At 47.4% G+C, this 20,683-nt stretch carries 16 protein-coding genes; 3 read left to right on the forward strand and 13 right to left on the reverse strand.

All coding sequences use genetic code 11. From position 1 onward, the window contains the following. Position 1 precedes the first annotated feature (1 nt). From VFS25_RS07780 to VFS25_RS07820, 9 genes are all read right to left on the reverse strand, one after another. Entirely contained in the window at positions 2-2,542 is a 2,541-nt protein-coding gene (locus VFS25_RS07780) for an outer membrane beta-barrel protein (RefSeq protein ID WP_326461563.1), read from the reverse strand. Between the two features lie 99 nt (positions 2,543-2,641). Further along, positions 2,642-4,309: a polysaccharide lyase gene (locus VFS25_RS07785; protein WP_326461564.1), complete on the reverse strand. Its 1,668-nt coding sequence runs from the start codon at positions 4,307-4,309 to the stop codon at positions 2,642-2,644. 152 nt (positions 4,310-4,461) lie between these two features. Further along, complete coding sequence (locus VFS25_RS07790) at positions 4,462-5,229, reverse strand: LytTR family DNA-binding domain-containing protein (protein WP_326461565.1); 768 nt, start codon at positions 5,227-5,229, stop codon at positions 4,462-4,464. A 12-nt stretch (positions 5,230-5,241) separates the two neighbouring features. After that, entirely contained in the window at positions 5,242-6,273 is a 1,032-nt protein-coding gene (locus tag VFS25_RS07795; protein ID WP_326461566.1) for a sensor histidine kinase, read from the reverse strand. 3 nt (positions 6,274-6,276) lie between these two features. After that, positions 6,277-7,524, reverse strand: coding sequence for a hypothetical protein (locus VFS25_RS07800; RefSeq protein WP_326461567.1), 1,248 nt, complete (start codon positions 7,522-7,524; stop codon positions 6,277-6,279). A 161-nt stretch (positions 7,525-7,685) separates the two neighbouring features. Then, complete coding sequence (locus tag VFS25_RS07805) at positions 7,686-8,639, reverse strand: phytanoyl-CoA dioxygenase family protein (RefSeq protein WP_326461568.1); 954 nt, start codon at positions 8,637-8,639, stop codon at positions 7,686-7,688. A gap of 58 nt (positions 8,640-8,697) precedes the next feature. Beyond that, complete coding sequence (locus tag VFS25_RS07810; RefSeq protein WP_326461569.1) at positions 8,698-9,147, reverse strand: SRPBCC domain-containing protein; 450 nt, start codon at positions 9,145-9,147, stop codon at positions 8,698-8,700. A 62-nt stretch (positions 9,148-9,209) separates the two neighbouring features. Continuing rightward, complete coding sequence (locus VFS25_RS07815) at positions 9,210-10,040, reverse strand: AraC family transcriptional regulator (protein ID WP_326461570.1); 831 nt, start codon at positions 10,038-10,040, stop codon at positions 9,210-9,212. A 136-nt stretch (positions 10,041-10,176) separates the two neighbouring features. Continuing rightward, positions 10,177-11,460, reverse strand: coding sequence for a hypothetical protein (locus VFS25_RS07820; protein ID WP_326461571.1), 1,284 nt, complete (start codon positions 11,458-11,460; stop codon positions 10,177-10,179). 127 nt (positions 11,461-11,587) lie between these two features. Here VFS25_RS07820 and VFS25_RS07825 point away from each other — a divergent pair, with 127 nt between their 5' ends. Beyond that, positions 11,588-12,067 (forward strand): serine hydrolase, encoded by a 480-nt coding sequence (locus VFS25_RS07825; protein WP_326461572.1) that lies wholly within the window; start codon positions 11,588-11,590, stop codon positions 12,065-12,067. A 119-nt stretch (positions 12,068-12,186) separates the two neighbouring features. Here the strand turns inward: VFS25_RS07825 and VFS25_RS07830 are convergent, their stop codons facing one another. The 3 genes from VFS25_RS07830 to VFS25_RS07840 form a co-directional block, all read right to left on the reverse strand. Beyond that, the gene (locus tag VFS25_RS07830) at positions 12,187-13,269 is read right to left on the reverse strand and encodes a fatty acid desaturase (RefSeq protein WP_326461573.1); all 1,083 of its coding nucleotides are present in this window, start codon (positions 13,267-13,269) and stop codon (positions 12,187-12,189) included. Positions 13,270-13,545: 276 nt separating this feature from the next. Continuing rightward, entirely contained in the window at positions 13,546-17,259 is a 3,714-nt protein-coding gene (locus VFS25_RS07835; protein ID WP_326461574.1) for a hypothetical protein, read from the reverse strand. Between the two features lie 201 nt (positions 17,260-17,460). Continuing rightward, entirely contained in the window at positions 17,461-18,393 is a 933-nt protein-coding gene (locus VFS25_RS07840; RefSeq protein WP_326461575.1) for an AraC family transcriptional regulator, read from the reverse strand. Positions 18,394-18,488: 95 nt separating this feature from the next. Between VFS25_RS07840 and VFS25_RS07845 the strand changes: the two genes are divergently transcribed. Continuing rightward, positions 18,489-19,586, forward strand: a complete 1,098-nt coding sequence (locus tag VFS25_RS07845) for an FAD-dependent monooxygenase (RefSeq protein ID WP_326461576.1) — start codon at positions 18,489-18,491, stop codon at positions 19,584-19,586. A gap of 39 nt (positions 19,587-19,625) precedes the next feature. Here VFS25_RS07845 and VFS25_RS07850 read toward each other — a convergent pair whose 3' ends face one another. Continuing rightward, positions 19,626-19,988: a DUF2200 domain-containing protein gene (locus VFS25_RS07850; protein WP_326461577.1), complete on the reverse strand. Its 363-nt coding sequence runs from the start codon at positions 19,986-19,988 to the stop codon at positions 19,626-19,628. A 175-nt stretch (positions 19,989-20,163) separates the two neighbouring features. Between VFS25_RS07850 and VFS25_RS07855 the strand changes: the two genes are divergently transcribed. Then, positions 20,164-20,643 (forward strand): hypothetical protein, encoded by a 480-nt coding sequence (locus tag VFS25_RS07855; RefSeq protein WP_326461578.1) that lies wholly within the window; start codon positions 20,164-20,166, stop codon positions 20,641-20,643. The last annotated feature ends 40 nt before the right edge of the window (positions 20,644-20,683 follow it).

The following is a 20,683-nucleotide window of genomic DNA, read 5'->3' on the forward strand; positions in this document are numbered from 1 at the left end:
GTTACCCGCCAAAATCCTCCAGCCGGTAATTGAATGACAGCATAAAATACCTGGCCAGCCGGTTGTTCTGCCGGTCTACGATCTGGTTGTCAAAAACATCACGGGTAATACCGGTATTTTCATTGAAAAGATCAAAAGCAGCCAGGCGTACCGCGGCCTTATGGCCTTTCAGGAACCGCCGTTCAACATATACGTTCAGCAAGGTGGGATTGGCATTGCCGGTATTGTACCCGTTATTGATGGTTTGGGAAAGATTATATCCCAGCGTCCAGTTGCTGAAAAAGTAGTTCCTCCCTCCCAGCCCGATAAAAATACTGTGTACCTGCCGGCCTTCAAATGCCGCGGATGAGTAGCTGGTGCTGTTAAACGTGTAGGCGGTGTTCAGCTCAACGTCCGCCACCTCCTCCAGGTCAAGGCGGAACTTCAGGCCCTGGCGGATGTCCAGGTCCTTGCCGATATTCCGTTCTTCATTGGTAAAGGCAATGTTATTACTAATGCCGGCGTTGCCAAAGTAGGTAAGCACGTACTTGCGGCCGGCAAACGGCTTTGAAAAAGTATAAAAGCCTTTCACAAAATAGAACCCGTTTGTATTTACATAGCTGGTTTTTTCCTTCAGGCTGTCTGCAACAATTACGCGGGTGCTTACGATTTTATTCCGGGTTTGGTTCATCGTTAGCTTGGTGAGCATAGTGTAGCCCGATGACCAGTCGGACTGTTTGTACTCCAGGCTGATATTGTTGGAAAACTCCGGTTTCAGATCCGGGTTGCCGGTTATGGTGTTCTGAAGATCGGAATTATCCGTAATGGGCTGCAGCTGGGTAAAACCAGGCGCCTGGCTCCTGCCGTAATACCTGGCCGTGAAGGTTTTTTTCCTGGAAAAACGGTACACCAGCCGCGCAACCGGAACCAGGTTAAACATATGCCTGGAGGTAGCAATTCCCCGGCTGATGTCCTGCCCTTTCAACAGCGATGGCTGGGCCGACATTCCCAGCATGTACTTCAGCTTTTCGTGCCTGAACTGGTAGGTAAGCCCTATGCGATGGGTAATAAACTGGTAATTATAATTATTGCTTTGCAGCAGGTTGGGCTTCTGCTCGCCGCTGGCAGGGTCCACATCGTTGGTGTTGCGGATGTTTTCCGTACCCGACCTGCCCCACTCGTATTCCAGCACGGCATAAGACGATGCCGACAGCGGCTCAATGTAAGATGCTTCTACATTTGTCTGCACCACTTTGTTGCTGGTGCTGGTCCGCTGCAGCTGGTCTTCATCCGTGACATTACCGGATGAATCGGTAATGGTGTAGCGGTTAGTTATATCACTGTAATTGTCGCCGCCGGAAGCGCTGATCTTCGCATCCAGGCTGAGGTTGCGGCCATGCTTCCTGAACTTGTGGTTATAGAACAGTGTGGTGCCTATGTCCGATGAGGTAGCATTGCCGAATGATTGGTTATCCTTGACGGAAGAGCCGCCCAGCAGGAATGTTTTTGCCAGGCCCGTAGTATGCGAAGCATTCACATTATAACCGATGTTGGGCTGTACTTTAAGATAGTTATTGGAATCCAGCCGGTACTCCAGGTTCCAGGATAGCTGGTGCTGCTGCTGGCCGGAATGGCTGTTCCTGTCCTCATCCTCTGTTTTGGTGTAATCCTGGAAAATGCTTTGGCTGTAGGTAGCTGCTATTACATCCTGCTGCCGGTTGTTGTAACGGTAACTGCCGTACGACTCCAGCGCCTGGCCCCAGTTGTCGCGGTAATTGGCCTTTATCGATTTTCTTTCGGAAATGCCGTCCCCTCTTTCTGTATTATTAATGCCACCGTCAATGGCAATTTGCCGGTTACCCCGCAGTATATTGGACTGCACGCGACCCAGGTACCGGCCCGCAGTGCCCGCACCGGCGGTTGCCTTGCCATAATAGCCACGCTCCTTGTCCGGCTCTAAATTGATGTTGAGTATTTTTTGGGAAGTAGCGCCTTTAATGCCGGTTACAGCGGCTTTGTCGCCGTAGTCGTCAATTACCTGCAGGTTCTTCACAATATCGGCCGGCAGGTTCTGGATGGCGGCGGCGGCATCGTCCCCGAAAAAGTCTTTGCCGTTCAGCTTTACCCTGGTAATGGCTTCCCCCTGCACCGTCATGTTGCCGTTCTTGTCTACCTCCATGCCGGGCAGCTTTTTCACAATCTCCTCCACGGCGTCGCCTTCCCTCACCCTGAATGCCTTTGCGTCATATTCAATGGTGTCTTCCTTCACTTTTACCGGCACGGTGGCCCGCACCACAATCTCTCCCAGGTGGGTTTGCGCGTCTGCCAGTATAATATTATCCAGCAGTACCCTTGTTGCGGTGTCTGCAACATGATACTGCCGGATAAATGTTTTGTACCCGATAAAGCTTGCCTTCAGCGTAAACCGGGATGATTGAACGTTGTTGAAAATAAACCCGCCGGTGGTGTCCACTGCCAGCCCCATGCTGTCTGCATCAGCCACCAGCGTTATCACGGCGCCAGGCAAGGCGTTGCCGGCGCTGTCCCGGATATGTCCTTTCACGCTCCTGGTACTTTGGGCGTAACCGGCAGCTGATAAGAGTAAGGCAAATATTATCCAGGTGATCCGCATAGGTTGCTGTTTTACGCCGGCAGCGGTTGCCTATTTTCCGGCCGCTATTTCATTCAGGAATTGCTCAATGTTGGTGTAGCCGTCGCCATCCTTATCCAGGCTGGCGTCCTTGGCGTCATTGGCATTCAGTCCGTGCTTCTTTTCCCAGGCGTCGGGCAGGCCGTCATTGTCCGCATCTTTATAAGGCGTTCCTTTATATTCCGGGTACCCGCCTACCTGGCTTACATCGGTGATAATGCCCATTTTATAGGAATCAATCGGCAGGCGGCGGTGCTCGAACTGCGTTGCCGGTAATTTTACATCTTTCAGGTAGTTGATCTTGCCGGTTCTTACCTGCTCAGTAACGCGGATATCTACGGGGTCCCTTTCAGGAAGCGTGGCGCCTGCGTTTTTCAGCACATAGGCAAAGGCCTCTTTTGCAGGCATGACCGTTACCGGCGCCATGGGGAATGGTTTGGTCCAGCGCATGTACGGCATATATTTTCCGGCATCCGGCTGGTCATGGTCATGCTCATCTTCTACCTGCACGCCGCCGGCCCAGTTATCTTTTGTTATTTCCGGGTAGCCCTCCATAATATTGCCATGCACATAAGCGCGGCCGAATACCTTGTATTTCAGCTTGCTGCGCCCTGATTCGGGGTTCAGTATGCGGTGGCCTACCGGTGCTGTTTTGGAAGTAGCCGGCCCGGGTTTGAAATAGTTGTTGATCATATTGAACGTGGCGGTATAATCGCCGCCGTCTACTGAACGGTGCACCCAGTTGAATACCACGTTGTTCACAAAATTGAAAATGCCGTTCCAGCCAACGGAAGGGTTGCGGCCCGTGTTATCTGCCCACAGGTTGCGCATAAAGGTGGCATTCTCGCCGCCCAGCGTGCTGCCGAAAGCGTGGTTCCAGGTGTCCAGCCCTTCTGCGAAAATGGAGTTCTGGATAGTGAGGTTCACCGTCGGCATCTTTTGTTCCTGCGTACCGGTGCTGTCGTTGTACATGTGCCGGTACATGCTCATATTCTCATCCAACCCCCAGCTGGCGGAAACGTGGTCTATCATTATATTGCCCACAGGGTTGCCGCCAATGGCATCGTCGCGGCGGCCTACATTGGTTTCGCCACGGCGGAAACGCATGTAGCGGATAATCACGTCATGCGTGTTAAGCCAAACCGATTCCCCGGCTATGCACACGCCATTGCCCGGGGCCGATTGCCCTTCAATGGTAATATAGGGCGCGCGTATAATAAGCGGGCTTTTAAGGTGAATAATACCGGCTACATTGAACACAACGGTGCGTGCGCCGCCCTGTTCGCAGGCCCAGCGGAAGCTGCCGGGACCATCATCATTCAGGTTGGTCACTACCAGCACTTTCCCTCCACGGCCGCCAAAGCTGAACTTACCGCCGCCTTCCGCGCCCGGGAATGCCGGAATGCCGGCCTGGGGCAGATCAGTGGGCCGGTGCGCCCATGGAATGTAAGGTTTGCCGTTTCTGGCATCTGCCTGTATAATAGGCCATGCCTGCTGCCATGCGGAATCAGAGTGGCGCTGTGCCGCGGCCATCATTTCATTGCTGGCATGCGCTACGTCTTGCGGTATATGCGGATATTGCGCGGCTGCACGCTGCAGGCCGCATACTGTTACCAATGCCAGTACCAGGCCGCAGCCCCGGAACCGGAATATGCCCCTTTTCAGATACGTGAAATTCATCAGAAGCTCCTTCTTTTATTATAGTTTACAATAAGCACTGTTAGCTGTTTCCAAAAAAAACAGATTTCTGCACAGGAAAAAAGCCATTTGCGATGTAAACGGATATTATATGGCTGAGGCGGGATTATGACGTTCTGAATAAGCAAGCAGGATCAGTGGTCCAGCCAGGCTTTAAAAAGCGGGGTTTTCTGGCTGCTGATCACCACCTCCTCTTCCTGCCCGGGCGTTAGCACCAGCTTAAGCCGGCCTTTAAAATAGGGATGCACTTCCTTCACAGAGTCGATGTGTATGATCAGGTTGCGGTTCACGTGAAAGAACATTACAGGGTCCAGCATGGCCATTAGCTCGTCCAGCGTATAGTCCAGGGGAAAACGCTGCCCTTCGGTGGTTACCAGCAGGGTAACTTTATTACGGGAAATAAAATAGGCAATATCGCTGCTTTTAACGGCTTTGATCCGGTTGCCGGTTTTTACCATGAACCGGGATTTATAGCTTTGCTGGCTGTTTTTGATGATGTTAATGATCTCGTTAAAATGAGGGTCGCTGCCGGCAGGCCGCATCTGGGAGCGGATGGCCTCCATCTTCTGCAGGCTTTTCTCCAGTTTCTGGTATTGCACCGGTTTTAACAGGTAATCGATGCTGTGCACCTGGAAAGCGTCCAGCACATACTGGTCGTAGGCAGTACAGAAAATGATGGGGCAACGGACTTCTACCTGTTTAAAAATGTCGAAGCATAAACCGTCCGACAAATGAATATCCAGCAGCACCAGGTCGGGCTGCCGGTGGTCTGCAAACCATTTTACCACCTCTTCCACGGACGGCAGCGTTGCCAAAGGGCGGATGGCCTTATCGTATTGCCTTAACAGCCCAACCAGTCTTTCCGCAGCAGGTTCTTCATCTTCAATGATCAATACTTCCATTGGCAGTAAGTTTTATTCATCTATCTCCAGCAGCGGTAAATCTACTTTAAAAAAACGACCGTCGCAACCCACGTTGATCTCCACGGCAGATAAATGCTGGTAGCGTTTGCGGATATTTTCCAGGCCACTGCCCGATCTTGCCGTCTTCTCCATTTGCAATGGCTGGTACGTATTCTCCAGGGTAACCCATTCTGCTTCCCGGGCATAAACGCGGATGTGCAAAGGCATATCCCTTGAAATAATGTTGTGCTTCACGGCATTCTCCATCAGCATTTGCAGGGATAGTGGCGGTATGCACCGGGTGCAGGCGGCAGCCGGTATATCGGCAATATCGATCACCAGCCCTTCTCCGAAACGTTTTTTCAGCAGGTGGCAGTAAGCTTTAATGAATTTCAGCTCGGTATGCAGCGGCACCAGCTCTTCTTTTTTGTACTGCAGCACATAGCGGTACACATCCGCAAACTTGTCCAGGAAATCCTGCGCTTCGTTGCGGTCTTTATCAATCAGGCTGGCCAGCACATTGAGGTTGTTGAACAGGAAATGCGGGTCCAGCTGCATCCGGAGTGAATTGAGCTGCGCCTGCAGGTTGTCTTCCTTCAGCTGGTTGGCCTGCAGCTGCGCCTTCTTCCACTGCATCATGAAATAAATGCCAAAGTTGATGGATAACACCGGGATGATAAAAAGCAGGCCATACACATTCAGCACCATCACCTGCGCAGGGTCGGGCGGCGTGCTGTTGGTGGTGATTTTAAAAAGATAGTAGGTAAGGTTAATACAGCACAGGGAGTACAGCGCGCTTACCGTAAGCTGTATAAAGAACCGCCTGGTGGTATGCGCATTCCAGGAAATATTCCTGTCCAGCAGAAAGTAGATATACTTGTTGCCGAACCATAACAGCAGGATCACCGTAATGATCCAGGCCAGGGCCACTACATAAAAACTTTCTACCTGCCCGTTGTACACCAGGTAGCCAAGGAAAGCCCCGCCGGTTACTACGGCAAATAAAAAAATATAGATCAGCAATCGCTTATATCCCTTATTCATGATCTATCTGAAGGAAATTTCCTTTACCTGGTTCCATGGAATGTACTGGTATTTTTTACCGGACAACCATATGATCACCCCCCAGTTCTTATCGCTTACATCATTGGCCCAACCCAGCAGCAGGGTGCTGTTGTTCTTTAACCAAACTTTGGAATAGTGCTGCCGGTAGGGCGCAATCCTGCTAATATAGTAAAAGGGTATCTGATAATATAGCCCGTCTTTATTGCCATCCAGCATTTCCACGGTCCACTCCTCATCCAGGTCAAACATGCAGGTGCCCTGGTAAGTGCTGTTATCGGTAGTTTGCACAGTGGCGTATAAGCGGGTGGGTACGGGATAGTTTTCATACGCCAGCCCGGTTGCAGGCTGCGCCTGGAGCGTGAGCGACCGGAAGGCTTTCCATTCTACGAACACCCTTCCGTACAGCGGATGCATTACCACAATGCCCTTGTTGGCGCTGGTCACATCATCCGATCCGCCCAGCACAATGCTTTTGCCGGAGCGAAGCTGCACCAGCACCTGGTTGTTCTGTTTCTCAATGCGGGCAATATATGCGAACGCATAGCTCACCGGCTCATTGTTCCGGGTTTTGCCGGTTAGTGTATGCGCATTCAGGTATTTATACCGGTTCCATTGTATAAAGCCGGTTACAGGTCCATTGGAGGTATTCACGGTTCCGTAAAGCGGCGCCCAGTGCATGAGCTGCGGGTCGGTAGGGGTGTTCCGGAACTTTACGGTGCTGATGTCGTCCCATTTAATGGTTTTTGAATCGCCCCCGGTGTAAACAACAATATTTTTGCCCAGCTGTGCCGCTTCATTTTTGTAAGGCACCGCCCTTACCTTGCTGCCGTTCTTGAAATAAATCTGCGCCTGGTCCGACCCGGTAACGTGGATAAAGTCAATATCCCCGAACCGGCACAGGATCTCGTTTTTCCGTTGGGGGAATTTGTCCTCCCACAGGCTCATGAACTGCCAGTCTATTTTCTTGCCCCCTTCTTCATTGCTCAGCCGCTTGATCTGGGACTCGTCCAGGTATTTAAATATGTTCTTATTCGTGCTTTTGGTAACGGACAGCACATCGCTCCAGAGCCGTTGTCCGCCGCTCCATTTAATAGGCCCGGTATAAGTTTGCTTATTCTTCAGCACCACTTCACCGTATATATATCCCTGGTGCTGTGCGCTCGCCGGTTTACATAACATGCAGGTAAAGCAACCCAGGAAAAAAAGCAGGTGAGAAGAAAGCCCCGTCATAAATGATTACCAGTAGATAAGTTTGTTTTAAAGTTAAAATAATTCATTTCATAGATAAAGTGCAAACTGCTGAACCGGGATTTAAACCGGCTGAAGCGAGATATAATATTACTAAATGGAATTTCCCGCAATTTGTACGCCTGCGGCTTAAAAACACATTCCTATAACTTAGAAAAGCTGATGTATTGAACAAACCTGGGCAAATCAGAGCGATTTGCGCTGGCCGCGTGCGGTAAGGTTTGCTGCCAAAGAATAATATCACCCTTTTTCCCGGGTACGGGTGTGCCGGTAAAAGCGTTTTGCATGGCCAGGTGCGCTTCATGGGGGTTGGGGTGGGTTGCCATCCAGCTTTCAAACCGGCGATGAAAACCAGGCACCAATGTTAATGGTCCCCTGTTTTCCGGTACGTCGTTGAGGTAAACCAGGCCTTGTATATAGTATATATCGGCATTCTCAAAGTCAATATCCCAATGCAGCTTATTATGCGCAAATTTCCAGGAGGCCGTTTCCGGCGGATTAAAGCTTACCTTCTCCGTATTGGCTGCTATGTTTGCAGTTCCATATAATCCGGCAAACAGCTGCCTGATGGCAGGCAGCTGTTTAATAGCATTAATGCTTTCATCCTGGTATACCTGCAACATTAACCCATGCCAGTCAGTATGGCCGCTATACCAGGTAGACGGTACAGCCATATCAGCGCCCAGCTTTTTACAGATCATGTTTATAACGGCATCGCATAAATGTTCGTCTACCAGGCCGCTTACTTTAACATATCCCTGCTTTTCCCAGTGTTGTATTTGAGCATCGCTAAGCGGAAAAAATGCTGTATCTGCAGCAATGCTGTTTGTTTTTTCCTGCCTTGCCCACCGTTCAAAGGCGGCGGCTGCCTCCTGCACCTGCGCCGCACCCTTCAGGCCAATCAACCAATCCTGCAAATGGCCTACGCCGGTACATTCACTGTAAATAAACCGGTATGCTTCAAGCCGCCCCAAACCGTAAAAATTCATCCAGGCATTTTCTGCCTCCATATAATTTTCAAAATCCGGTAAAGGCTTGCCGCTTTTTTTGCATTGATGGTATTCATAAAACACGGAAAGGAAGCTGCAACTGATCATACGTTATAGTGTCAACTGCCGGAAGGTAATAAAAAATATTTATGGGTGCGGGAATACCTTACTTGCCCGATTTATTGAAATCGCCTTTGCCGGTAGTAAAATAAGAAAACAGGCTTTTCTGTATCCAGTGGGTCCACCCCTTTTCACAGTCTTTGTAACATTCAACGTCCGGCGTAAGGCCTTCGTGTTTGAAGTTCACTGTTGTCACGCCGTTATTTTCATGCACGTCAAAAATTAACCGGGTGCCGGCCCATTCTTTTTTATTCCGGAACCAGGGCATATGGCAGTCGTTAACCTGCCAAACCACTCTTTTACCGGGCGTTAGCTCTGTTACGGTAAAGTTGAAGAACGCATCTTCACCCATTTTTATAACAAACTCGTCGTCCTGTTTTCCGGTGTTCCCGCTAAAGGTAACTCCCCACCACTCCGGCAGGTTGCTGATTTTTTGAATGGCGTCGCCGGCGCTGATCTTTGCGGAAATGCTGCTGCTAAAATCGTTGTTTTTCATTTTATTCGCTTTTTTAAGCAAAGATCGGGTAGTGGTGGTCCTGGGTATTGTACGAATCGGAATTAGCTCGTAAAATTCCGGGTACTGAGCTCGTTCAGGCTGCTTTGCAACTCGGTGGGCGTAGTTCCGGTAAACCGTTTAAAGGCCCGGAGAAAGTGGGACTGGTCGTAGTAGTACTGGTAGATGTGCGCTTTTAATTTTTGTGACGGAATGCCCATGGAATATGCCTGGTAGAATTGTTTGAAACGGATAATCTCCGCCAGGCCCTTAGGGCTGGTGCCCAGGTGCTCGGTGAATTTCCGGTTAAGCCAGCGCGCGCTGTAGCCGGTTTCCTTTTCAAGCTGCGCCACGGTGACCAGGCCATTGGCAGCCGTTATCCGCTGAATGCAATGATCATAAACAGGATCGGCCCCGGATTGTTCCAGCTGTTTGACCAGGAAGTTTTGCAGGAGCTGCAGTTTCAGGGAAGTATCGCCGGTTTCAGCCAGCTGCGAGCGAAGTGTTACCACCCCGTTGCCGGCCAGGCTGTCCAGGTCTGTGATCTCGTTTTTGACTTCTGTAAACCGCAAATGAAAGAAACGGTAAGCGCCCAGCGGGTTAAATTCGATGATGATGGTGCCGGTTTGCGCATCCTCACAGGGGTCTAAAGTAACCGGCGTATCGATCAGGCCAGTTAGTGTTAATTCATTTTCACGCTGCAGGAAAGTTTTATTCCCCACCCTGGCTGCGATGCCGTTGCGGCAGGTGAGCGTTAATTTAAGATTGGCGTTGGGAACAATCAGCTTCCTCTCCTGCGCAGGCAGGCGGCCGGCGCTTTCAAATACCCATATCTTTGCCACATAAGGGCTCAGCAAAGGATGCGGGGTAACCGGGATGAAGCGGAAATCGGTCATTTGCTTCAGAAATTATTAATGCCACTTTAAAGATAGCGCTAAATGATGAATTTTATTAGCCTTAGCCGGGCGGATCGGGGGAAGTAGATAAAAACCCAGCGTGTATTTCCAAACGCGCTGCCTGAACAAACCGGAGCTACCGGTGTAGCGGCGCTGCATGCGCCTGCGTTGAATCCGGCAGCTTTAATTGACCCCAACTGATGGAAGTGCGGTTTGCTTCAGGAATAAGAAGCCCGCCAATCACCCTCCTTTTATCTTCTTCGGCAATATCTTCGGTGATAACATAAAGGCTATACACCATTTCCTTATGCTGTTGCTGCAGTGCATACCATTGGTAAAAATCTTTTTTGGCAATGGTCAGCTGCAGGTTTAGCAGCCGCTCTTTGTTAGGATCAATGGATATAAGATCTGATCCGCCATTGGCGCCTGTAACGCAAAACCTGTAGTCAAAAATCATTTTTTTTGTTATTGAATCTATTCCTCCCTGCATTCCGCTGCTTTCAACATCAATCTCCGCCGCATAAAGCGGATCAACAAATAACGGCAGCGCCCCGGGGTTAACCACCACTACCCTTGCCTTTATTAGTAAGCTATCATTATTATAATCAAGCACCGCCAAAGGAGGAAAACTACCTTTATAATAAAAAAAAGGGCTCGTATTTTTTTCCAGGCCGCCCCTGATGTTTGCCAGGTGCCCGGCCAATCCCACATTGAGAATAAAAGGAAGGTACACCAGTATTGCTACAACAGTCATCCTGAAATAATACTTTTTAACAGGAGCCTTCCTCCTGATACGGAGCATGGCAATAATTGGAATAAGGAAGACCGGAAGCAGGAACACCGTCAGGTAGATGAACTCAATAAGCGCCAGTATTGCGCCGCCGAAAATGGGCACCTTCCTGATACTGTTTGAAAAAGGAAACTCAATACAATAAAGAGATACCAGCACCAGGATCAAGAAAACTGAAGTCAGCTGCCACCCGGAATAGTACATGCAAAACCGGTAGCTGAACTCCTTTTCGGGCGATGATTTGAAAAGGTAAGTGGCGCCCCGGCTGAATATGTACATTGTTCCAAGTGTTAAAAAACATCTTATAAATGTTTTAATAAAGGAAAAGTCCTCTATTGCACGGCGAATATCTTCTATGTAGCTGGCAGGATGATCAAGAAAATAAGAAACATCCTGGTCGCTGCCCAGGCCGGGAATGTATAGTGAAAAGTGCGCTATAAATATGGAAAATAAAAAGCAGCTTATAAAAGCAAATACTGCGGGCTTAAGTACAGGATGATAATTCCGGCTGAAGAACTTCACTGGTTTTAGCAGCAACCCTGTGTAAGTAAAGTAAAACTGTTTCAAAAACTGCATTGCTTCCTGCAAAGCCTCTTCTATCTTGTTTTTTTGGGTGGTGGCCTGGTCCATTGTTGCGGTATGAAGGGAAGGGATTTATTACCTAATATATGCATTTTAGTGGCTATGGCCAATACCGCAACAATAAACTTTTATTTATAAATTGTGCAGCGGCTATAGCCGATATAAAGCCAGAATTATGAAAGCGCCATTCACGATAATAACGGCATTGTGTTTTTCGCTGATTGCAACAGCGCAAACTGCTCAACAAAACGGGGCAGGCAGCTACCCGGTAAAGCCGGTAGATACAATTGTTCAAAATGCGGCTTTAAGCTTTATGAAAGATACGGCACGGGTGGGGCTTTCAATAGGTGTATACCGGCATGGCCGCATGTACATTTACCATTACGGCTCCACGCAAAAAGGCAAGGATGTGCGTCCTGCCGATAATACTATTTATGAAATCGGCTCTATTACAAAAACATTTACCGGCACCTTGCTTGCACGGGCGCTGTTAGACAAGAAATTAAGACTGGAGGATGACATTCGTAAATACCTGCCGGGTACTTATCCCAACCTGGAATATCATGAACAGAACACCTGGTGGCAAACTAAAGGTTTGGCATACCGGGGGTACATTCGGCTTCTCCAGCTATTGTGTTCTTTACCCGGAGTTTGATATGGGTATCATTTTGCTTTCAAATGAATTTGACATGACTTCACAGGGGGAACTGGTAGCCGCCGCAGATCACATCTTTAACGGGATTTGCGGGGAGTGGGCACAAGCCCCCCTCTCTCCTATCTGCTACCTGCAGGTGCTTGCTTCTCAAGGTTTCTTATCCGCTTTAACTCCTCCAGGTAAGGCTTTCTGTAAATCTCCATGAACTGTTTTTTTGAATCGCGGCAGGCACTTACGCCGCCAATAAATTTCAACGCCCGGATGTAATACCATGCAAGGTCAATCTGCCCCCTCAGAAAACCAGACCGCGCGCTGGCAGGATAAAGGTGGTGGTTGTTATGCCATTCCCCGGCAACGATACCTGGCCACCACTGGTTGATGGACTTGTCTTTTGAATTAAAATCAAAGCCGGCAACATGCTTTATTTCTCCCTTTGCATGCCCTTCATAGTTGAAAGTTCTAACGCCTATTCCCCACACAAATGCGCCGGCTAAAATAGCCGCGGTAAGGTAAAGACCGCCGATAGCATAAAAAACAATGATCCAAAAGGCCCAATTCGCCAATGTGCCCAAAATCGTATTTAAGGGATGTGCAATGGAGCCCCACTTTAAATAGCCTTCGTAACTATTGGCCTTTACTCCTGTATGGCTCAGCATAGCAGCCGCCTTTTTATAGTCTTCCCTGCTTAAGTTTTTAGCAATAGGCTGATGATTTACATCCGCCAGAAAGCAATATAAAAAACCGCCATCCGCATTGTAGGGGTCACCCGGCTGGTCTGACAATGAATGATGCACGTGATGTGATACTATATAAATCTCCTCTGATACGAGTTTGATTACAAGATTGGCAGTAAGAAACCGCCAGCCTTTACTGCTAAAGCGATAAGCCTGGTGCGTACCGTAGCGGTGATACCAGATGGTGCCGTGGGTGCCCATAAAAATCATCCCATATACAAAAGCTACCAACAGGTACCAGGCATTAAAATCCTGCACCTGCATAAAAATAAAGATGAAAAAAAATGGCGCGATGCATAAAACACTGAACCATGAAAAAAAAGGCAGCCAGTTCTTGCGCGAATCAATAATATTTATCCTGCGAAAAAATTCAGCAAACAATTGCCTGGAAGTAGGCTTTACAAATAAACCCTCGCTATTCTTCCACCCATAACTTGGCCGGGCTAACACATTTTCTATAAAGGACATATTTAACAGGAAATTTAAGTTAAACCAACCCTCGCTGGCAAATTATAAAAAAGTAAACGTTTGTATGAGATTGCACAAGACTATAGATAAAAAAGACTACTTAGGTGAGAGCTGAATAAGATGAGAAGATTAATTATTACTATCAGAAGTAAAAACAATAATTCGCCAGCAGCATACTCTAATCAAATAATCTGTATCAAGATACGTAAAAAATATTTATTAATATGTTAAACTTGGCATTCACCGGCCCGGTACGTTGCCATGCCAAATTACTTTTTATATTATGTCCATTGACAATGCCCTGGCTTTAAATTGGAAAATCACTTCGGTAATATCTTCGAGCTTCAATCCGGGATTATCTTTTGGGGAAAGATAAACGGTCCATTGCGTACAGGGGTTCAGCTCAATATACATATCGTCGTTGCCCAGTGAATTGGTGATGTAATCCACATAGATTTCCCTGTCATCCTGGTACACGATTTTCCTCCGGTCTATTCTGCTGATAAACGTCTCCTGTTCTGCTTTGAATACTTTATACTCATAATCTACGATATTGGGAATATCATGGACATATTCATGTGTCTTTCCTTTCTTGTCTTTTATGCGCACCTGGCCGCCATGCCTGATCTTTAAAGATACCCTGCCATTATCCGCGGCAACACCGGGTACAAATACACGCAGCTCCGAAAAGCTGAGATAAGCCCGTTTATTGAATTTTTCCGAGTCTTCTTCAATGTGGAAAACCCCAACCGCAAAGTCCTTTTCAACGGAAAAAAGACGGTGGCCCTCCGTTTTCCTGAAAACGATCCTCCCTGCTTCGCCTTCCAGCATTGCATGAGAACCAAATTTTGCGTTCCTTGCCCGGACAGCCATTTCGTACACCCGGTTATGCAGTAGTTCGATGAACGTCACATGCTGGTTTAAATAAAGCTGGTCTATCTTTTGTACCGCTAGTAAAGCCCCGGGGATGTCTTTTCCTTCCGTCATACCTGCATCATGCCTGATATAATGACTAAAAGATGCTATTGAGAAAGGTTCGTCCGAAAGTGCGGCATACCTGTAAGCCTGGAATTCCTCATAAATACGGTCAAGCAGCATATCCCTGAAATAATCGTACACCTTTTCCCAGAAGGTGCTCATCTGCCGGATTACCGGGTCTTCATTGATCGCAATTTGCTCCATATTGGCCCCAATCTCCTGGTTTATCAACATATCGGCCGCCAGAAGCTCCTGCATTTTAATGAAAAGCGCGGTATACTCCAACTGCAGCTCATTACGGTCACGCGACAGCTGTTCAAATTTTTTAATCGCTTTTCTGAAATTACCGGCTGCCTCTTTACCGGCGTACCCTTCAAATTTAGTGATCATGGCCTCATAGGTCTGTTTCGTCATGGCCAGCTTTACAGCATCAAAGCCAAGCTGTTGCCGGCATTCTTCAAGATCCTTCGATATAGCCCTTATGTTCTGGATTTCATTGACTATCGGCATTACATGCGCTACCACGTTACCCAACTCCTGTCCTTTTTCTTTCACCGTAGCAACAAAGCCGGTTTCAGGCTTCTTTTCCTTAACGCCCCTGATAGCAATAGTCAGGTTGGTTTCATCGTCCTGCTTGAGTATTTCCGCCTTTAGCGCCTGCTTTATTTTATTTTTTTCCTGTTGATGCGCCTCGAGCTTTTTCATAGATGCGGCATGCCGCGCCAATGAGTCGCTGGCAGCCTCCAGGAACGGATTTTTAACAAGCGACTTTTCACCATTTTCATCCACCCCGGCATTCTTTTCCTGCAGGTAGCTGTGCAGCTTGGCAATCCCTTCTCCCGCCATACCTATATACTTAGCTGAGGCAACGTTTCCTGTTGCGATCAGTACGGTTTGTGCAATGATATTCAACATGCCCAGCCCCATTTCAAAACCTATACGGGATTGCACATTATCAAAAAAATCACGGGACCGCTGCTCTACCAGCTTAAACTCCGCTTTTAGCTCCCTCGTAAGGTCTGTCAGTGTTTGCTCTATTTGCAGTTTTCTTTCGAGCAGCTCATCAATGCCCATATCAAGGGTCCGCAGTTTATCATTTTCGCTGTTTACAAATGCTTTGCCGGCGGAAGCCTGTTGAATTGTATCAGATGCTATTTGCTGCCAGCGGTTGTATTCGCTTTCTACAGATTTGGCAACCGTCAGTATTTTTGTTATGCGGTCCGTATAATGTTCCACGTTATTAAGCGGCGTGTAATTAAGGGAATGGCCGTGAAAATCCAGCCCGCAGGCCAGGTAATTTTTCAGGAGAAGAACATTATGATTTATTGCATTCCCGGTCCTGGAGTCCGAAGGGATTTCGCCTGTTGCGCTTTCATCTGCATGGGGTGTTACATTTTCGAGCCAGTTAAGCAAAATGTTGGTCCTGGCAAAGTCTTTTTTCAAATAAGCCAGCTTGAGCGCGTAAAAGGTCATCAGGCGTTGCGGTATGGAACAAGGCAGGTATTCGAAGGATGCGGGGGACCTGGAATACAACATACTATAATCAACCTGCGAACAGGAATAGCTACCCTCACTTCCCGGCGCCGCTGCCGCCGCATTTCTACCCGGAACACCGGCTGCTACAGTTCCCTTTCTTGTGTCAAAATTCCTGGATGTACCAGCTCCTCCACCCATTAACCAGGTAAAGGTCAAACGGAGTATGTTGGATTCACCGCTGTTACCAGGCCTTCCGCCATAGGAATGGGCGCCGGCCGCGCCGCCGGTATGCGATACGCGGATGCGCTCACCGGCTGCTATGGCATTCAAGATACAATATACACGAATGGCGCCTCCCCTGCCGCCATTGCCGCTGCTGCCGGCATTGCCCCCGTCACCGCCTTTTCCGCCTCTTGGTATGATCTCGGCTACCGCGTTCTCGAACGCCGCCTGGTTGATCATATCCAATGAATAGTTGCCCATACCATAATGCTTCTCCGTTCTTATGTACTGCCCACTATTGATTGCTACTTTCTTATCACCATTTGCAAGCACAATGTTAGCGCTGCTTGTGCCCGTAATAATTTGCTGGTACAGGGTGGCATCGCCGCCATCACTGCCGTTACCTCCATCCTGCCCACGGCCGCCTTTACCGCCATTCGCATGAATGGTGAGGGTGGCCTTGTTATTCATTACAATTGTTTCGGCAATAATGGTTACATCCCCCGCTGCTATCCCGTTGCTTCCATTGGCGCCATCATCTCCTTTCACGCCGTCCCTTCCGTTGTACCCGGTATTCAGTTCCGATGCTCCTTTCCCCTGGGGAGCCTGCCGGTTACGTTCATAGTCGCACCATATGAAAACAGACCGGGGGCAGTTTTCATTCTCTATAATAGAAATAACCAACCGGTTAAAACGCTTCAGCAAAGGCTTACCGGCAGCATCGGATATACCTGTAACCTCATTGCGCAGGTTGGCTGTCATTTTTTCCAGCTCAGCCAGAGAATGGCTTTCTCTTTGCAACAAAACGTTATAATAGGGTACGGCCAGGCATGCAGCATAGAAAGACGGCTCAACCAGCAATTGATTGAGCATCTGTAAAGGGCTTTTTTTATCATCAAAGACTATTTTTGATCCAGGGAGGGCTTTGATCTGTGCCTTAATACGGTACAGCAGCACTTCAGGGCTTTTATTCTCCTGCTTAAACACCTCATCAAGAAAATCAGCATTGTGCTCATTCAGCCGGGGAGCGCCCCAGTTAATATTTTGGAGGTCGGCATCATTAACTGATGTGTCAATCACGCGGTCCTCATCCAGTATCAGCTGCCGGCAGTTGATCAGTAAATGTTTGCCCGGGAACTTTAAATTAGAGCTGAGGGTAGCCGTATCACAAAAAACAGAGAGGTCGTGGAATCTGTCCTCATCCAGGAAACGCTGGTTAATATCAATATCTATCGTTTCAATTACTCTTGCAGTATCATCAACAATACTTTCTCTATGGAACCGGGAAAATTCTTTGGTTATTCGATAGGACATACTTCGAGATTTAAGCGTGTAAAATAGATAATTATTCTTCTCTTGCAAAGCTGCTGCCGTCCCACTCCGGCATTTATATTGTTACACTATCTTTCGCTTAAAGAAAAGCAGGCCATGGCCTGCTCATTTTAAAACATCAAAGTTCCCGCGCTGGTGCAAGGTAACCAAAACTAAATCTGCCTGGTTGGCCGCCTGCATCCTTTATCTCAATTCACTGCTGTACTTTTTGGGCTTTTTGCCGATGTGTTTTTCAAATACTCTCGCAAAATGACTCAGGTTTTCAAACCCCATTTGGTAACCTACCTCCGATACCAGCAGTTTCTCATCACGCAAAAGCCGTGCGGCTTCTTTCATTCGCAGGTGCTGGTAGTAATCGTAAATGCCCATTCCGAAAACCTGCGTAAAAAGTTTGCGCATTTTCAGCTCGTTCATTCCGGCTATTTGCTTCAACGCCGCAATGTTACTGGGTTTGTTTAACGATGACATAATTTTATCGCGTACTTTATAAATGGACTGTATGTCGTTTTCACTTAATTTTTGATGAACAGATTTTTCGCGCTTGCTCAAACTTTGGAACAAATAAAACAGCAACTCTATTGCTTTCAGCTTGTAGTAATAGCTTTTGAGCGCGCCCGGCTCTTCCCTTTTCACAATATCATTTACGGTACGCAAAATATCGTCCGTCATAATTTCCTCTACCAGGAAATTATTGTAGCCATCGAACAAAAACCGGAACTGTTGCGCATCTTCTTTTAAAAAATCTTTCAGGTAGCCGGCACTGACAGATATAGAAACAATTTCTTTCCTGGTGCCCTTTTTGAAATAGCTTTTGTGTGAAGCGGCGGCGGGAAATACACTCACATAGGGCGTTTCTTCCTGCACTTTGCCTTTCCTGTTTGGTTGCTCTATTGTGTTGAGGAAGAAAAAGCAAATGCTGTCTTTGATCAATTTGGGCGCGGTGGTTTGGCGTGTGAAGCTTTTCTTTACTACATAAGAAGCAGCGAACATCGCCAATTCGGGCAAAAAATCAAATATTTTCTGATATTGTATTTCCACATTTTGCGCCAGGTTTTTTCCAATATCATAGCCGATTTTATCGGCAAACTGGAGAAATACTTGTTTATCTGTTTGCAAGGCTACAATTTTTACGACTGTTTTTAATAGTTATACGGTTATTTTATTCCTAAAGATACACTCATTTTTGCACGGTAAACAATAAACTGATGGCTATGAAAGGACAGGCTTTAATATCAGGCGCAAGCATTGCTGGTTTAACATTGGCATACTGGCTGAACAAATCCGGCTGCAAAGTAACGATAGTTGAAATTTCGCCAGGGTTACGAAGAGGCGGGTCGCCCATTGACGTAAGAGGCGAAGCGCTGGCAGTTGTAAAGGAAATGGGCATACTCGAAAAAATAAAAGCAAAAGAATTTATACATACCGATGAAATTGTAAACGCCGAAAACGAAACGCTGGTTTCATTTTCCCTAAACGCGCTACCGGAATACAACGGTGATATTGAAATTCACCGCGATGATTTAGTGGATATACTGTATGAAAACATTCCGGCAAATGAAGTTGAATTTCTTTTCGAAAACAGAATTGAAGAAATAACCCAGCACACGGGCACCGTTGCAGTAACGTTCAGAAACGGGGAGCACAGGAATTTTGATTTTGTTTATGGTGCAGACGGAACACACTCTGCCGTAAGAAAGCTGGTTTTCGGTAATGAAGAAAATTATTCCAGGTTTTTTGGCGCTTACTTTGCCATTGCCGAAGCTCCGGATATGAAACCGGATAAGCCAAATTCAGCTACGATATACAAAGAGGCAGGCAAAGCTGCTGCGATTTACCCGTTTAAAGAAGCGGTGTATGCTTTCCTTGCTTTCAGATCGCCTAAGCTGAATTACGATTATAAGGATCACGAGCAGCACAAGCAGATACTGGAAGATCATTTTAAAAACGGTTCCTGGAGAATCCCGGAAATTTTAGATGCGATGCTTCATTCCGGCAATTTATATTTTGATGAAGTGTGCCAGATTCATATGGCGTCGTGGGCCAAAGGCCGTGTTGCGCTGGTTGGCGATGCAGCACATACAACCAGCTTTCCTACAGGTATGGGCACAAGCCTGGCAATACAGGGAGCAACCATTTTAGCCAAAGCGCTTCAGTCACATGATGACTACAAAATCGCTTTTGCGAAATACATGCAAACGTACCGGCCGTATGTTGAAAGTGTGCAGGCAAGAATTGTACGTGGCTTGAATTTCTTATTACCTGAAACAGAAGAAGGCATACAGGATGCCATTAAACGGTTTAAAAAATGAAATTACGGCGGGAAACTGTTTGCTTCCATTATCTCCATCTTAACTGCGCAAAATCTTCTCCATCTTCCTGCCCTTCGCCAGCTCATCCACCAGCTTATCCAGGTATCGAACCCGCTGCGTTAAAGGCTCCCCGATTTCTTCTACCCGGTACCCGCAGATTACGCCGGTAATAAGATGTGCATTGGGGTTTAGCGAAGCGCGCTGGAAGAACGTTTCAAACGTTACATTTTCTTTTATCAGCTCCTGCAGCTTACGATCATCAAAACCGGTCAGCCATGCTATAACCTGGTGTAATTCTTCCCTTGTTCTGCCCTTCTTCTCTATTTTTGCGAGATACATAGGATAGATCGAAGCAAAGGTCATTTTTGCGATACGCTGGTCCTGTGTGTTGGAATTGGCCATACCTCGTATTTTAGCGTTTACAGGCTCCCCGGCGCTGTTGCTGTACCACGTGAAGCGCCCTGGCGCCTCCCCGGGGATGAAATATTATGATTTTATTAGCAATATTAACAAAAAGGATGGTTATCTTCATAGTATGATACGTGCAATCATTTTTACCGCAATTTTAATGTGGGCTATGGCTGCAAAGGCACAGCTTCCTTTATTTTCCGGGGCGCAGCATAGCACGCAACCTGCCTTCGGGAATTTTAACCAGGCGGCCGATACCAATTACCTTCAAAAGAAATGGTTTGTCACAAAATATGCGGGCATTTCCACTGGTTTTACCGCATTTAAGGGAGGCAGCAGCAGCTTCCTGTCCGCGCCTTTGGAATTAATGATCAACCGGCAGTTTACCAATAACATATATGCCTTCGGGGGCGTTTCCGTGACCCCTTATCTTTTACAATACAATGGCGCATTCTATCAACCCGGGATTAACAAGAGCTACGGTTTAATGCGAACTAATAATTATGGCATCAACCCCGCTGCCAGAATAGGCGTAATGTATATTAACGACGAAAGAACATTTTCTGTTTCCGGCAGCGTTAGTGTAAGCAGGAGCAGCTATAACAGCTATTTCCCTGTATATGCTCCCGTTAATCCTTATGTGCGGTAATTACACAATTCTATAAAATGCGATAGGGGATAAATAATTA

It is taken from the genome of Chitinophaga sp. (assembly GCF_035761305.1).
Classification (GTDB): domain Bacteria; phylum Bacteroidota; class Bacteroidia; order Chitinophagales; family Chitinophagaceae; genus Chitinophaga.

What these genes read in the sequence shown, in the direction of transcription:
- VFS25_RS07800 (WP_326461567.1), bottom strand. Translation starts at nt 7,524, where the DNA reads ATGACGGGGCTTTCTTCTCACCTGCTTTTTTTCCTGGGTTGCTTTACC.
- VFS25_RS07855 (WP_326461578.1), top strand. Translation starts at nt 20,164, where the DNA reads ATGGCTGCAAAGGCACAGCTTCCTTTATTTTCCGGGGCGCAGCATAGC.
- VFS25_RS07795 (WP_326461566.1), bottom strand. Translation starts at nt 6,273, where the DNA reads ATGAATAAGGGATATAAGCGATTGCTGATCTATATTTTTTTATTTGCC.
- VFS25_RS07790 (WP_326461565.1), bottom strand. Translation starts at nt 5,229, where the DNA reads ATGGAAGTATTGATCATTGAAGATGAAGAACCTGCTGCGGAAAGACTG.
- VFS25_RS07825 (WP_326461572.1), top strand. Translation starts at nt 11,588, where the DNA reads ATGAAAGCGCCATTCACGATAATAACGGCATTGTGTTTTTCGCTGATT.
- VFS25_RS07805 (WP_326461568.1), bottom strand. Translation starts at nt 8,639, where the DNA reads ATGATCAGTTGCAGCTTCCTTTCCGTGTTTTATGAATACCATCAATGC.
- VFS25_RS07820 (WP_326461571.1), bottom strand. Translation starts at nt 11,460, where the DNA reads ATGGACCAGGCCACCACCCAAAAAAACAAGATAGAAGAGGCTTTGCAG.
- VFS25_RS07835 (WP_326461574.1), bottom strand. Translation starts at nt 17,259, where the DNA reads ATGTCCTATCGAATAACCAAAGAATTTTCCCGGTTCCATAGAGAAAGT.
- VFS25_RS07850 (WP_326461577.1), bottom strand. Translation starts at nt 19,988, where the DNA reads ATGGCCAATTCCAACACACAGGACCAGCGTATCGCAAAAATGACCTTT.
- VFS25_RS07815 (WP_326461570.1), bottom strand. Translation starts at nt 10,040, where the DNA reads ATGACCGATTTCCGCTTCATCCCGGTTACCCCGCATCCTTTGCTGAGC.
- VFS25_RS07845 (WP_326461576.1), top strand. Translation starts at nt 18,489, where the DNA reads ATGAAAGGACAGGCTTTAATATCAGGCGCAAGCATTGCTGGTTTAACA.
- VFS25_RS07810 (WP_326461569.1), bottom strand. Translation starts at nt 9,147, where the DNA reads ATGAAAAACAACGATTTTAGCAGCAGCATTTCCGCAAAGATCAGCGCC.
- VFS25_RS07785 (WP_326461564.1), bottom strand. Translation starts at nt 4,309, where the DNA reads ATGAATTTCACGTATCTGAAAAGGGGCATATTCCGGTTCCGGGGCTGC.
- VFS25_RS07830 (WP_326461573.1), bottom strand. Translation starts at nt 13,269, where the DNA reads ATGTCCTTTATAGAAAATGTGTTAGCCCGGCCAAGTTATGGGTGGAAG.